Raw genomic sequence first — 15,167 nt, forward strand, 5'->3', positions numbered from 1 at the left:
AAAGCATGCAGCTGAGCTCGGGGTGGTATATGGCAAAGGGTGTAAAAAGCACGGTTGAAAGACGATTAACCGGTAAGCGCTATCAAAAGTGTATAGCGTCACTTTTTTGTTGCGTTCTGTTGTCGTTTTTAAACAGCGCGCTCGCATTTAATGAAGCTCAATCTTCTCAGGCTAAACAAGCTGCACCACAGGCCTCTTTTGCCACTATTCCTGTCATTTACATAAAAGATGCGGGCACATCTCCACCAGGCACACCAGACTATTTAAAGTCCCCCAGCAATGAGGGGACAGCTGGCGCAAGTGTGGCGATACAGGATGCCAACATCACGGGAAAATTTCTTGGTTATCAGTTTGAGTTAACTGAAATCAGTGTGCCTTCTATCGGCGAACTGCAAGCTTCTTTAGCTAAAACACGTAAGCACTCTGGTTCAAGTACTAACACAAATCACAAAGAAATAAGCAGCAATCAGCAGAGCAACATCGCACCTGTTGTACTACTGGATATGCAAAGCAGCGATAACTCAGAGGAAACCTCAATAGAACAGTTGATGACAACTATTCAGGAAACGCTGCCTAATGCCGTATTTTTTAACGTAGCTAATAGCGATGATTTGCTGAGACAAAATTCATGTCGCCTGCCCTTGTTTCATACGATCCCCAGTTATCAGATGAAAGCCGACGCGCTAGCCCAGTGGTTTCGCACTAAGCGAATTGACGAGATATTTGCAGTTTACGGAAAAACCGCTGACGATGCTGCATACCTAGCCGCGTTCAAACGCAGCGCTAAAAAATTCAAACTTTCACTTGTTGAAACTAAACAGTGGCAGGATAACTTCGACTTGCGCAGGGCTGCCTTTGCTGAAATTCCTCAATTTACGCGAACAACAGAAACCTATCAGGCTGTTTTTACCGCCGATAGCGCGGCGCAATTCGCATATAGCCTACCCTTTAACACCTATTATCCCGTACCTGTGGTAGGCGCTGCCGGCCTAAAAGCGCTAGGTTGGCACTTTACCCACGAACAATGGGGCGCCCGTCAGCTTCAAAGCCGTTTTAACGACGGGTTTAACAGACACATGAATGAAGTCGACTTCGCCGCGTACCTTGCGGTAACCGCGGTGGCGAATGCTGCGCAGCAAGGAAGCGATTTAACGCAGCAGGGAATACTTAAAACCTTGCTTAGCGACCACTACACACTAGGTGCCTATAAAGGCCGCCCTCTTTCTATTCGCCCCTACACCCACCAATTTCGTCAGCCTATTGCGTTGGCCCACGAAGACGCATTGGTGACTCATGCACCCCTTGAAGGCTTTCTGCACCAAACCAACGAACTGGACACATTAGGCGCAACACACACTACCTGTAAGGACAAGTTATGAGCTATCGCTTTGCACTCTTGCTTGGCAGTTTAATGGCAAGCTTTGCCTTTGCACTTCCTCAAACCTTTGCATTTCCTCAAGCGTATGTCACTAACGAAAAAGACAACACGCTATCTGTCATTGATATGACGACATTTGATGTGATTGAAACTATCGAGGTTGGAGAGCGCCCCCGAGGGTTTATTTTAAGTGCAGACCAGTCCCACGCGTATATCTGTGCCTCTGATGCTGATCGCATTCAAATTATGGATTTGTCTACCCATTCCATAGTGGGCGATCTTCCCTCAGGTGCAGATCCTGAAACCATAGCATTACATCCTAACGGCACCACTATTTACACAGCTAATGAAGACGATGCCCTTCTTACTGTTATCGACATTCCAACGGCTCAGGTCATTTCTCAGATAGATGTGGGCGTAGAGCCTGAGGGGCTGGCTGTGAGTCACGATGGCAGCATGATGGTCGTCACATCAGAAACCACTAACATGGTGCACTGGATAGTTACCAAAACGCATGAAAATATTGCAAATAGCTTGGTTGATGCAAGACCCAGAGATGCTCACTTTACCAGAGATGACAAGTACCTTTGGGTAAGCTCGGAAATAGGTGGCACCGTTAGTATTTTCGATACTGCTACTAAGCAAAAAGTGAAGACCCTTTCCTTTGCCATTAAAGGCGTTTATCGCGACAAGGTTCAGCCAGTGGGTATTGTGCTTATGAAAGATAAACCCTACGCCTTCGTGGCGCTTGGTCCTGCGAATCGCATAGCGGTCATCAATACCGATACCTTCGAAGTGGAAGACTACATTTTGGTTGGGCGACGAGTGTGGCAATTAGCGTTTAATCAAGATCAGTCTTTATTGCTGACCACTAACGGTGTGAGCGGTGATGTTTCTGTCATCAATACCCACTCGTTAAACGTAGAGCATACCGTAAAAGTGGGGCGATACCCTTGGGGCGTGGCGGTTAAATGGAAATAGCGGTTCAAGCGGTTTCACATCAGTACGGCGGCCACCACGCGCTGGACAATATAAGCCTTTGCCTAAAACCAGGCTTAACCATGCTGCTTGGACCAAATGGCGCAGGCAAAAGTACCTTATTTGCGCTTATTACGGGCCTTCAAAAACTCACGCAAGGCAACATTACCTTTGATGGTGCTAGCCTGTCTCAATCTCGTACAAATATTATGGCGAAAATGGGCGTGGTATTTCAGCAAAGCACTTTAGATATCGACTTATCGGTAAAACAAAATTTGTCCTATTTTGCTTCGCTCCACGGCATAAGTACCACTAGCGCGCTATCTCATATTCAAGGCCTGCTCGACGAGCTCGACCTTACGACCAAGCTCAACACAAAAATTCGCAACTTAAATGGCGGGCACAGACGTCGGGTCGAGTTAGCTCGCTGCCTTATTCACAAGCCATCCTTGCTGCTACTAGACGAGCCTACCGTTGGCTTAGACATAGAATCCCGTCATCTTATTTTGCGGGTAGTACAAGCACTCGCTCATTCGCAAAACGTAAGTGTACTGTGGGCCACGCATTTGTTTGAAGAAGTGAAGCACAACAACAATCTGATAGTCTTATCAAAAGGACGAGTGTTAGCTCACGATAAATGTGAAGCCTTGTTAGCCAAGTATCATCAACAGGATATTGAGCACCTTTGGCAGCATTTGATGCAGGAAGGCTCCTGATGTATTGGCGCTGTTTTGTTGGCGTACTCAACCGAGAGATGCTGAAGTTCTGGCAGCAACGTACACGTCTGTTAAGTGCATTGGTGCGCCCGCTGCTTTGGCTATTTGTTTTTGCCGCAGGGTTTCGTTCGGCCCTGGGTCTTTCAATGACCGAGCCTTACGAGAGTTATATTTTGTACGAAGAGTACATTGTACCTGGGCTTGCCGCCATGATTGTGCTTTTTAATAGTATGCAAAGTTCATTGTCCATGGTGTACGACAGAGAAATGGGCAGCATGAAAGTACTGCTGTTAAGCCCGGTTCCCCGCCCTTTTCTGCTAGGCAGCAAGCTTATAGCCAACACCTTGGTAAGCGCTATTCAGGTGTACATCTTCTTTGCCTTTGCGCTTTTACTGGATGTACGCCTATCTGCGTTGGGATACGTTTATGCGTTGCCTGTTATTGCGCTACTGTCATTGTTTTTAGGTTCGTTAGGATTATTACTGGCAAACTATATTAAGCAGCTAGAGAACTTTGCCGGGGTCATGAACTTTGTCATTTTCCCATTGTTCTTTCTATCCAGCGCCTTATACCCGCTTTGGAAAATGCGTGAGGCCAGCGAATGGCTCTATCAGATTTGTGCCTTTAATCCCTTTAGTAGCGGCGTAGAATTACTGCGATTTGCGCTTTATGAAAAACTCGAACACAACGCGCTTGCTGTTGTACTGTGCCTTACCGTCATCACGTTTATTTTCTCGGTGAGAAGCTTTCGCCCCAAAGCCTCAAAAGGGCGCTTCTCGTGATAAAAGCAAACCTGATTTGGGCTGATGAAAGCAATAAAGTTGAAACGTTATACGATAGTGACTGCTTACTTATTTTAACTACACCCGAGTTATTAGCGAGCCAACTATTTCACTTTTCAAAACCCGTTAAGACATACATTGAGCAAGTTTTTGACGATGTAGGTTTTGCAGGAAATAAAGGCGAATGTGTATTAGTACAAGGCCTTAAGGCGTTTAAAACAAGTTACATCCCAGACACTGAAAACAGCGGACAAAACAAAATTAGCCAACAATTAGCTGATGTAAAACGGGTGCTGTTTTATGGTGTCGATTTTGCGCTTTTTGAAGCGTCAGATGCACCCAACGCCTCTAGCCGTGCCTCGACTTTATCTAAAACTAATTACTCCTCCATGGTGAATCGTTCAAGCTACGCTAGCGATTCAAATTCTGCGTTTAATTCAAAAAGCAGCAGTGACTTGAACCAAAATGACGCGCCAGCATTTCGCTACTTAGAACAGCAGTTCGATGCATTGTTTAAAAAGCTTAAAAGCGTGTCGGTAACCTTGGAAAAGCTGTCGTTAATGGCGCTTTCTACCACTGAAACAGCAAGCAGTGACCCTGTTAACACCATTGCGAGCCAGTCACAGTTTCTGAGTGCGCTACTTAGAAACTATTTCAAGCACGGCTATCACTTTAAAGGCTATAAAACGAATAATCGATCGGTTTCCAACAGTCAGCCTCTCAATGACAACAACAACGCAAATAATGGAGCAATTAACCAAGCACTTGATATTAGGGGCACGCTGTCTCTTGCATTAGATGCCAAGTATTTTACTAGCGCGCAAAAGCGTCTCGTTTCACACACTATAAGCTATGAAACGGCCCTTAATGACGCGATGACCTGGGCTAAAGATCTCGCCCACATGCCAGCCAACCTATGTACGCCAGATTATTTGGCCGAACAAGCTCAGCAACTGGCGCAAACCTTTAGCACGGTTTCTTGCGATATCCTCAATGAAAGCACGCTGAAGCAGCTAGGCATGAATGGCTATTTAGCGGTAAACGCGGGTTCACAGTTTGCTGCCACAATGCCTATTCTTCGCTACACAGCCAAAGGTTTAGAGAATTCTCCGCCGGTAGTGTTAATTGGCAAAGGCGTAACGTTTGACAGTGGCGGCATAACGCTAAAACGCAGCCCTGACATGCGCCACATGATTTACGACATGGCGGGCGCCGGCTGTGTATTGGGCGTCATTCAGGCGGTTGCCACACTGGGGTTAAATATAAATATTATTGGTATTGTGGCGAACGCCGATAATGCAATTGATGGCAAAGCCTATCGCCCGGGTGACATTATTACTATGCACTCAGGAAAAACCGTGGAAGTCATGAGCACCGATGCAGAAGGGCGTATGCTTATGGCCGATGCAATCAGCTACGCGAAACAGTTCACCCCCTCGGTTATTATTGATATAGCAACGCTAACCGGCGCGGCTATTAGCGCACTGGGGCACAAAGCCACTGCGCTTTTTAGCAACACTTCAGCGCTTGAAAGTGCGTTAGTTGAAGCGGGGGAACAGGCTAACGACAGGTGCTGGCCTTTCCCACTGTGGCCAGAATATCAAGACGCCATTACCTCTCAACATGCGGATATGATGAATACGGGGATAAACTCTCCCGGTGCTATTTCGGCAGGCTGCTTTCTCTCTCGCTTTGCTGACGGCATCCCGTGGGCTCACCTCGATGTAGCAGGAACCGCTTTTACCTACACCAAATCGTTATCGGCAACCGGCCGCCCTATTCCTTTGCTGTTATCTTACTTAAGCAGCTGCGCTATCAAAAATAATCAATAAATCATCAAAATTCATGACAGTTCTCCTCCCTTAGGAGGATATCTGTTAACACATATTCAACATATACTCAGTCATGCGTTTAATCATAAAGAAGAGGAACAATTATGTGGACTAAACCCCAATACACAGAAATGCGCCTTGGTTTTGAAGTAACTCTTTACATCAATAACCGCTAGGCAACGCCCTCTGGGATGATGAACAAAAAGGCTGCCGATGCAGCCTTTTTTTACTTGTAGTATGGAGTTGTTATGCACGTATTGATTCTTGGTTCCGCCGCCGGGGGGGGATTTCCGCAATGGAACTGCCACTGCCCCAATTGTAAGGGTTTACGCGAAGGTAAAATAAAGGCGAAAGGCAGAACACAGTCGAGCATTGCTGTCAGTTGCGATGGTAAAAATTGGGTTCTCATTAATGCCTCCCCCGATTTAAGGGAGCAGATAAATAGCCACCCGCAGCTGTGGCCCGACGCCCATGTGTTTCGCGGCACACGCATAAGCGCAATTGTGCTTACCGACAGTCAAATAGACCATACTACAGGTCTGCTAACATTGCGCGAAGGCTTACCCCTTCCCGTTTATTGTACCGATGTTGTGGCCGAAGACCTAACCACCAGCTTCCCGCTTTTTACCGTATTAAAACACTGGCACGGCGGACTACAGCAGCATTCAATTAATACCGATTATCATCAACGCTTTGTACCAAAAGGGGCAGAAGGCCTGACTTTCCAACCTGTGGTATTAGAGTCTAATGCGCCCCCTTACTCGACGTATCGCGACAACATTGTGCCGGGCAACAATATCGGCCTGAAGATAACTGACGACACCACGGGCAACGTGCTTTTTTACGCGCCGGGATGTATGCAGGCAAACGACACAGTAAAACAGGTGATGCGCGAATCTCACTGCGTGCTATTTGACGGTACGCTGTGGGCCAATGAAGAAATGATAGATCACGGCTTTAGCAACAAGCTGGGCACTGATATGGGACACATGCCGGTTAATGGAAAGGGCGGAGCCATTGCGCTGCTAAAGGAATTTAACGTTGAGCGTAAAGTGCTTATTCATATCAACAACACAAATCGCGTGCTTGACGAAGACTCCAGTGCCTATCACAGCCTGTGTGAGCAAGGTATTGAATTGGCTTACGACGGTATGGAAATTGAGGTGTAGTAATGACAGAACACGCATGGTCTAGACAAGAATTCGAACAAAAACTGAGAGAAAAAGGCGCTTACTACCATATTCATCACCCCTTTCATAAACGCATGAATGAAGGACACTGCAGCGTTGATGAAATTCAGGGCTGGGTGGCCAACCGACTATATTATCAAATGGCGATACCGGTTAAAGACGCGGCAATTTTAGCGAATTGCGAAGATCAATCGGTACGCAGAACTTGGATCCAACGAATTATCGATCACGATGGACGGGAAGGTGAAGACGGACTGGGCGGCATAGAAGCCTGGTTGCGGTTAGGCGAAGCGGTAGGCTTGAACCGCAGTGAATTGCTTGATGAAACCCACCTGTTGCCAGCGGTTAAATTTGCAGTAAATGCCTATGTGAATTTTGCCCGCCGTGCGTCGTGGGAAGAGGCTGCCTGCTCATCGTTAACTGAAATGTTCGCCCCTGAAATACATCAAAGCCGATTAGATACCTGGCCTGGGCACTATACATGGATTGATAGTGAAGGCTTTACCTACTTTCAAATGCGGTTAAGTCAGGCGCGCCGTGATGTAGAGCATGGCCTGCAGATTACCCTTGACCACTTTGTTACCCGACAACAGCAAGAACATGCGCTCAATATACTGCAGTTCAAAATTGATATTTTGTGGAGCATTGCTGATGCCATTTGCTTTGCCTATGAATACAAGAGAAAGCCGTTTGATGGGATTGCCGACCAGCGGGTGTGCCATAAAGGGAGGTTTTAATGATGTCGAATTTACAATCACAAACCCAACACCACTTAGATGCTGATAGCGTCGGTGCTGATAACGTGGAAAATAGCAGCAGTCACAACAACGAGGGCTGCGGCACAAGAGACAAAACAGCTTCTTTAAATCCGCTTTTTCGCATGCAGTACGAGAAAGCTCAGGGTTGTTATGTTTTGTTATTCCCCGAAGGAATGATCAAACTTAATCCTTCTGCGGCAGAAATTCTTAAGCGTGTGGATGGCAGCAATACGGAAAATGCCATTTGTGCTGAGCTTCGCCAAGCGTTCCCTGATGCACCTGAAGATTTGGAAGAAGATGTTCATGCATTTCTGGTCCATGCCGAGCAAAAGAAGTGGATCCGCTATGACGAATAATACAGACGTTGATTTACAAACCGACGTACCAAATAGCATAACACCTCCGCTATGGCTCCTAGCCGAAATTACCTATCAGTGCCCATTGCATTGCCCCTATTGCTCAAACCCAGTAAATATGGAAGAAACATTTAATGAGCTCTCTACTGAGCATTGGGAGCGTGTACTGCGTGAAGCGCGGGAAATGGGCGCCGTGCAGTTGGGCTTTTCTGGCGGAGAGCCATTGCTTCGAAAAGACTTAGAGCATTTAGTTGCTTATGCGCGGGCTTTGGGTTTTTACACCAACTTGATCACCTCTGGCATTGGCATGACAGAAAAACGTATTGCCAAACTCAAAGAAGCCGGCCTTGACCACATTCAGCTGAGCTTTCAGGCAGCCAATGCTGAAGTCAACGACTTAATAGGCAACAAGCGTCACTCATTTGAACAAAAACTTAAAATTGCGAAACTGGTAAAACAATACAACTACCCTATGGTGCTTAACTTCTGTATTACCGCTCAGAACATTCACGAAATAGAAGACGTGATGGCGCTCAGCGAGCAGCTGAACGCTGATTTTGTCGAGCTAGCTACCGTACAGTATTACGGCTGGGCCTATGAAAATAGAGACCATTTGCTGCCTACGTCACAGCAGCTACAGGAAGCTGAGGCCGCAGTGAACCGCTACCGCGCGCAACAAAACGGTAAAGGCCCAACCTTCATATTTGTGTCGCCCGACTACTACGAATCTCGCCCTAAGGCGTGCATGAATGGCTGGGGCACAACGTTTTTAACCGTAACGCCAGATGGCAGTGCCCTTCCGTGTCACAGTGCAAAGATATTACCCCTTCGTTTTCCTAATGTGAAAGAACGTTCATTGCACGATATTTGGCACCAAGACTTTAGCTTTAATCATTTCCGTGGCGATAGTTGGATGCCGTCGCCCTGTAGGGACTGCGATGAAAAAGATAAAGACTTTGGCGGCTGCCGATGTCAGGCGTACCTGCTAACAGGTGATATGTATAAGACGGATCCGGTTTGCAGCAAGTCGCCCGATCACCATTTGATGAAAGGCATTACCGATAAAGCAGGTACTGCACCGTCGAAGGCACTTCAGTATCGGAAGGTGGAAAAGCCGATTCCCATTCTAGAAGTAAGTGCTACGAGGTAAGCGCTACGAGAAAAGTAATACGAGACAAGTAATACGAGAAGAGTGCGCTGCGATAAATACAAAACAAAAAAGAGATACCGTTAAACCGCAATGATAAAAGTGTATGTCTGAATTTCATTTCATTGATGCCAGCTCTGTGTCAAAAGTGCATAGCGTTGTTTTTGCGCTAAAAACCCCTGCAGCAGGCCACACTGGATTGTCTCATTTAGCTGAGCACATGAGCTTTCGACGCTCTCACCACTACCCCGCTGCCCACGAGCTTTTTACGGCCAATACACTTCTGCCTGTCACTATAAACGCTACCACGCTCGCCGAGTACACCTTCTTTTTCGCCTCGTCTGAAAAAGCGAACCTACTGCTTGATACTATAAATTACTTATACTGTGGCCTGCTTAACTGGGATTACGGTACCGATGAGGTTATCTTAGAGCGTGACGGGGTTATTTTTAACGAGCTCGCCATGCTAGAGGCAAACAGCGACTATGCGTTAAACGCCGCTATTCGATTAGCCGATACCGATAATAATGCCTATCAACACGCGGGGGGGGTTACACAAACCATAGGCAGCAACAGCATTCAAGCGCTTCAAGACTACAAACGCCAGTGGTATCAGCCAAGCAATATCACCACGCTGGTTTATAGTGATTCAGCCCAATTTTTTGAACAATGCAAGGAGGTTGTTACAGCCCTGAGCGTGGAAGCAGCCCTGAGCGCTGAAAAAGCCCTGAGCGAGAAAGCAGCTTTGAGCGAAGAATCAACACTGAACAGTAACGCCCCCCTGAGTCAGCACGCATCACAACGCGAGCACTCACATTTAGACAAAGTAGCCTCCCTTGATTCACAAACAATAAATGGCAAAAACGATTCAATAAGCCATGTCTTAACCTGGTGGTTTCCTCAGTGCTTTCTAAAGGGTTTACAGCAGCAAGAAGCAAGGCTTAACACTGTAGCAGGCCCTGAAAACACCTTATTTATTGACCCTGAAATTAATCAACAAGGCAATTTTGCAATTCGCCTCGTCACAAAAGAAGCGATTAAAGAAGAAGCAAGAGAGTTTTCAAGAGAAGCTGCACCAAGGCTTTCAAAAAAACTGACACACAAGCAGATAAAGGGTAGTAATAATCAAGAGTTGGAACGACTAAAAGATGTCGTATCCACGTGTCTCGCCTCATTAGATATCGCGCCTTCAAACCCGATGCCAAGCACTGGTAAACACGCAGAAGGTGTAGGTGTAGCCATTCGTTATTTTGCGCAATTAACGAATGGGTTGTCTTGGAACGAGCGTGCCGCCAAAGATAGTACCACCAAAAAAGCTTATCTAGCGAGTGCCAATAAGGTATCGCATTTTTGTCTGGGAGCGCTAGATTCACCTGAAAAATCAGTGGCACGCGAGCGTGTTACAAAGGCACGTAAAAGCTTAGCCGCGCGTGCTAGCGCTTCCAATAGCGCCCCGTCATTTTTCATACCGCGTCTTGTCTCCAAGTACCAACATTTTATTACTTTAGATAACTTGCCTTCGCTCCCACGGTTGTTACACCCCCTCGCTAGAAACACCACTGCTTTAGCGCAATTTAACGCTGAGCAAATTGCTTCGGACTTAGCACCATTTTTAAACCCGTCCCCCTCCACAACAGTAAAGTCAGTGCCTCTAAATTCAGCTTCTGGTTATTTGGCCTCGCACTGGGTGTATCGCATCGCGTTCTATCAACAGTCAAGACTACAAGCGGTGCTGGCACACCACCTTTTCTGGCAACCAAGAACCTCGGGGGAATGCTACGCACTGGGCGCTGCAACCTATAAAAATAACCTTTTTCTATTTGGTGCCAGCGATACAAATATCACAGAGCGTGAAAACTGGTGTCATAAGGTTTTATCGATTCTCTCGTAGGGAATTCGGGAAAAAACACTGCTACCAATTTATGATACTTCCTCCCACTTAAGGAGGATATTTTTAGGGAATGGTTAAGGCAATACTGAAAGTATAAATAATAACGAAGCAGTCAAGACCATGCCTACGCGAATTTCTACTAAAAGCTCTAGCCAAAACGTTGCACAATTCCCAACACATCAACTTACCCGTTCACCTTTTGCTCTTGCGATTATTGCAAGCGCTGTAACCTATGCGTTTAGCTCTGCTGCAGAAGCTAACGATGCAATGGACCACTACGAGGTTATAGAGGTACAGGGAGCGACACCGCTTAGCGCCAACAGCAATAACTCTGCCGTATTTGGCAACGTTCAAACACTCACTCAAGATGACATTGAAGGGAGCGTTAACCGTTCACTACCGGAGCTACTCAAAACTCAGCTGGCAAGCGTGAACCTAAACGATGTTCAAAACAATCCATTCCAACCCGACCTGCAATACCGCGGGTTTACTGCCTCTCCGCTGCTTGGTCTACCTCAGGGCATTTCGGTGTACTTGAACGGCGGTCGGGTTAATGAAGCGTTTGGCGATACTGTGCATTGGGATCTAATGCCTCTAGATGCTATAGATACCGTTTCTTTGTACTCTGGTTCAAACCCTCTGTTTGGCCAAAACACGCTAGGCGGCGCCCTTGCGCTAAGAACGAAAACAGGGTTTAGCTTCAACGCCAACGAAATAGATTTACAGGCTGGACAATTCGGCCAGAAAGCCGCGTCTGTGGAATCAGGTGGTCATAACGATCACTGGGCGTATTATGTGAACCTGAATCACTATGAGGAAGATGGCTGGCGCGACTATTCGCCTTCTGAAGTGCAGCAAGTATTTACATCGCTTGCCTATAAAAGTGACAAAATGCATCTCGACTTGAACCTGTTTATGGCCGATAACGAGTTACTCGGGAATGGTGCGTCACCTATTGAACTGCTGGATATTGAAGGCAGAGAAGCGGTCTACACCCACCCCGATCAGACCAACAACGAACTTACGCACGTTAATATAACCGGTGATTTCGTTTTAACTGACACCTTATCTTTAACCGCCAATATGTTTTATCGCGACACACAAACTCAATCAATCAACGGCGATGACAGTGATTTTGGTGCCTGCCAGTTCGCTGATGGACGCGTAACACTGTGTGAATTTGAAGATGATGACGACGATGACGATGAAGATGATGATCCGCTTGATAGTGATGATGATGGCGACGACAATGACGATGATTTGCCTGTTGTAGGAGAAGGTGACGATATAGAAGCGGTTGAATTTATTGGCTTTGATGACGACACCGCGCTTGCCGACATATCAGATGTGGACGCAGATGAACTTGATGGTACATACAATACGGGCCGCACAGACGCCAAAGCGACTGGGTTATCTTTTCAGCTAGCAAAACAATATGCCTTGAGCGGCTTCGGTTCAGAGTTAATTGTTGGTGCCAGCTACACCAAAGGAGATGTTAACTACGCCGCTGATACTACATTTGGTATTTTGGAAAACGAATCTGCACAAGACTCACGCACCGTTTTACCCATCGACGGGCTTATGGCACAAGAAGCACGAGTTAGATTAGAAGTAGACACCACCGCATGGTCGCTATTTTTCATGAATAGTACACAGCTCTCTTCAGCCGTATCACTCAATCTTGGTGGACGTTTTAACAGAGACCATATTGTTATGGAAGACCTGATTGATGACGGTGAAGGTTCATTGGACGGTAATCACCGCTTTACCCAATTTAACCCAGCGGTAGGGGTAGACATTACTATTGATGAGCAAAGCCAGTTGAATCTTGCAATCAGCCAGTCTTCAAGAACGCCAAGCCCAGCAGAGTTAAGTTGTGCAGATGAAGACGACCCGTGCCGCTTACCGAACGGTTTTGTGGCCGATCCTCCTCTTGATCAGGTGGTCACCCAAACTATTGAAGCGAACTACACCACACGCATTGATAACATCGACCTGATGCTAAATGTTTTTCACAGTAGAAGTAAGGATGACATTATCTTCCAACAAGCAGGCTCTGTTGCCTCTCGCGGATACTTTATTAACGTTGATGAAACCCAGCGTCAGGGCGTAGAATTCAGCGTAGGCTCAACGTGGGAAAAACTAACCTACCGGTTAAACTACAACTATCTTAACGCAACCTACGAATCGACATTCACGTCGTTTAGCCCCTTTAACCCTCAGGGTCCAGACAGACTCGTAACACCAGGTGACAAAATTCCAGGCCAGCCAGAGCATTTAGTCAAGCTCTATGCAGATTACGCCTTAACGGATAAAGCGCGTTTGGGGGCAGAAGTTATTTCAGCATCTAGTCAGTACTTTAGGGGCGATGAGGCGAACGAAAATGAAAAGATTGACGGATACGTTATTGCAAACATTTTTGCATCGTACCGTTTCAACGACACATTTACCGCATCGCTACGTGTGAACAACCTGTTTGACAAAGACTATGAAACTTTCGGCACTTATGGCGAGGCGGATGAGGTGTTAGAAGACATTTATCCCGACGTAGAAGGCGCAGAGTTCGTGGGCCCCGCACAACCGCGAATGGTCAGTGTGAATCTAAAAGCGAGATTCTAATCAAGTAGCAGTTGTTACCACACGCGCTTTTATCGATATAAAAGCTGAAAAATAATCAAAAAACGCGACTTACTTTTTCACAGTAGTCGCGTTTTTTATCATTTATACATTTAATTTTCCCGCTACTAAAGAAGGAGATTAACACGCCTTACGGCTGATGGTTCAAAATTCAATAGAACCTATTATCAATTTACTGGACACCGAAAGCATTAAACCAGTCAAAAATAAAAATAAAAAGCCACTGTAATTAATCAACACTACCAATAATGGGACAGTAAAATGAAAAAGAACGCATTTACAAAAACCTGTTTATCTATTGCCATTTTAAGCACAGTCAGTAGCCATAGTTTTGCCCAAGACGAGCCCTATTCATGGAATATCTCTGGATGGATAAATGAAGGCTTAACCTATTACGACGACGGTTTGGGTAGTGATGTGGCACAACTTTCAGACAACGGTACAACGCTAGGCAGCCGTATTACGCTTTCAGGGAATTATAAACTGGAAGAACAAGGCATGGACGTGGGCTTTGAGGTCATTATTGAACCTCTTTCAGGCGCACCGAATTACGCCGGTGGTGGCCATCAAACGCCGCTTTTATTTGCAAACCAGGATAACTTAGACACCTTCAATGGCGGCGACATAGGCCTGTTGGGCAGTAGCCTCTACTTTGGTGGCGACTGGGGTAAAATCACCGTTGGTTTACAAAGCCTTCCCACCGATAACATTGCCGTTCTAGCCGATCCTTCTGGCACAATCTGGTCGGGAATTTCTCCATTATTTAGAGCTAATGGTTTCTTTATTCGAGGCGTGGAAGAAGGTTCAACCAATGTAGCGTGGGGTCAATTTGCTCAGTGTCTGGCAACGCCTGGTTTGGGTATAGGGCTAGATTGTAATGGGATTTACCGTAATGGTGTACGCTACGATCTTCCCCAAATGGGCAATGTGAGTATTGCGGTCGGTTATGCAAACGACGAAATTTACGATATTGCGGTTAAGTATGCGGCTGAGCACGAAGGCTTCAAAACTAACCTTCACGCAGGTTACTCGGTGAACAAAGATGGCGGTAGCAATGTTGGGGGCAACAGCTCAACTACGCTGCAACTGCAAGCTGGCGTGATGCATCTTGAATCAGGAGTATTTGGGGTCGCCACTTATCAGATGGAAGAAGCTGACGATGCGATTGTTGGCTCGGGTGACGATACGGATGCCTATTACTTTAAAGCAGGCATAAGAAAACAGTTTAATCGCTTTGGTGACTCTGCTTTCTATGCTGAATATGCAAGTTATAACGACCAATACGGTATGGCGCATTTAGATGGCGTTACCGGCTCAGAGCTTAGTCAATGGGGTATTGCAGCAGAACAATATTTTGGCTCGCGCTTCTTGGTGTACGCGAAATACGAAAATCTAAGTTTAGATATTGATGGTTCAGAATCTGCGCAAGGAATTTATAACAGCGCAGAAGACTTAACCCTAATTCAACTAGGTGGCACTGTGTTCTTTTAATTGAGAATTAA

Annotated in this window: 13 protein-coding genes; all 13 read left to right on the forward strand. The window is 46.3% G+C overall.

The features are described 5' to 3' along the window. Window positions 1–29: 29 nt before the first annotated feature. The 13 genes from ACXAGV_RS03090 (at window position 30) to ACXAGV_RS03150 (ending at window position 15,156) form a co-directional block, all read left to right on the forward strand. Window positions 30–1,379 (forward strand): type 1 periplasmic-binding domain-containing protein, encoded by a 1,350-nt coding sequence (locus ACXAGV_RS03090; protein ID WP_474871785.1) that lies wholly within the window; start codon window positions 30–32, stop codon window positions 1,377–1,379. Beyond that, window positions 1,376–2,359, forward strand: a complete 984-nt coding sequence (locus ACXAGV_RS03095) for a PQQ-dependent catabolism-associated beta-propeller protein (protein ID WP_474871787.1) — start codon at window positions 1,376–1,378, stop codon at window positions 2,357–2,359. The genes ACXAGV_RS03090 and ACXAGV_RS03095 overlap by 4 nt, the downstream gene beginning before the upstream one ends. After that, window positions 2,350–3,072, forward strand: coding sequence for an ATP-binding cassette domain-containing protein (locus tag ACXAGV_RS03100; protein WP_474871789.1), 723 nt, complete (start codon window positions 2,350–2,352; stop codon window positions 3,070–3,072). Before ACXAGV_RS03095 ends, ACXAGV_RS03100 begins: the two co-directional genes overlap by 10 nt. Further along, on the forward strand, window positions 3,072–3,854 hold the full coding sequence (locus tag ACXAGV_RS03105; protein WP_474871905.1) for an ABC transporter permease: 783 nt from the start codon (window positions 3,072–3,074) through the stop codon (window positions 3,852–3,854). The genes ACXAGV_RS03100 and ACXAGV_RS03105 overlap by 1 nt, the downstream gene beginning before the upstream one ends. Further along, on the forward strand, window positions 3,851–5,686 hold the full coding sequence (locus ACXAGV_RS03110; protein WP_474871791.1) for a leucyl aminopeptidase: 1,836 nt from the start codon (window positions 3,851–3,853) through the stop codon (window positions 5,684–5,686). The genes ACXAGV_RS03105 and ACXAGV_RS03110 overlap by 4 nt, the downstream gene beginning before the upstream one ends. A gap of 104 nt (window positions 5,687–5,790) precedes the next feature. After that, window positions 5,791–5,862, forward strand: a complete 72-nt coding sequence (pqqA, locus tag ACXAGV_RS03115) for a pyrroloquinoline quinone precursor peptide PqqA (RefSeq protein WP_071953288.1) — start codon at window positions 5,791–5,793, stop codon at window positions 5,860–5,862. Window positions 5,863–5,934: 72 nt separating this feature from the next. Beyond that, entirely contained in the window at window positions 5,935–6,855 is a 921-nt protein-coding gene (pqqB, locus tag ACXAGV_RS03120) for a pyrroloquinoline quinone biosynthesis protein PqqB (protein ID WP_474871793.1), read from the forward strand. Between the two features lie 2 nt (window positions 6,856–6,857). Beyond that, entirely contained in the window at window positions 6,858–7,613 is a 756-nt protein-coding gene (pqqC, locus tag ACXAGV_RS03125) for a pyrroloquinoline-quinone synthase PqqC (RefSeq protein WP_049588479.1), read from the forward strand. Continuing rightward, window positions 7,613–7,990 carry a pyrroloquinoline quinone biosynthesis peptide chaperone PqqD gene (gene pqqD, locus ACXAGV_RS03130; protein ID WP_474871795.1) on the forward strand — a complete coding sequence of 126 codons (378 nt, stop codon included), beginning with the start codon at window positions 7,613–7,615 and terminating at the stop codon, window positions 7,988–7,990. The genes pqqC and pqqD overlap by 1 nt, the downstream gene beginning before the upstream one ends. Continuing rightward, a complete protein-coding gene (gene pqqE, locus ACXAGV_RS03135) occupies window positions 7,980–9,140 on the forward strand; it encodes a pyrroloquinoline quinone biosynthesis protein PqqE (protein ID WP_474871797.1) in 1,161 nt (386 codons plus the stop codon). The genes pqqD and pqqE overlap by 11 nt, the downstream gene beginning before the upstream one ends. A gap of 103 nt (window positions 9,141–9,243) precedes the next feature. Continuing rightward, a complete protein-coding gene (locus ACXAGV_RS03140) occupies window positions 9,244–11,028 on the forward strand; it encodes an insulinase family protein (RefSeq protein ID WP_474871799.1) in 1,785 nt (594 codons plus the stop codon). Window positions 11,029–11,148: 120 nt separating this feature from the next. Then, the gene (locus tag ACXAGV_RS03145) at window positions 11,149–13,647 is read left to right on the forward strand and encodes a TonB-dependent receptor (RefSeq protein WP_474871801.1); all 2,499 of its coding nucleotides are present in this window, start codon (window positions 11,149–11,151) and stop codon (window positions 13,645–13,647) included. A gap of 279 nt (window positions 13,648–13,926) precedes the next feature. Beyond that, on the forward strand, window positions 13,927–15,156 hold the full coding sequence (locus ACXAGV_RS03150; RefSeq protein WP_474871803.1) for a porin: 1,230 nt from the start codon (window positions 13,927–13,929) through the stop codon (window positions 15,154–15,156). The last annotated feature ends 11 nt before the right edge of the window (window positions 15,157–15,167 follow it).

It is taken from the genome of Alteromonas sp. ABH4_453 (assembly GCF_056160665.1).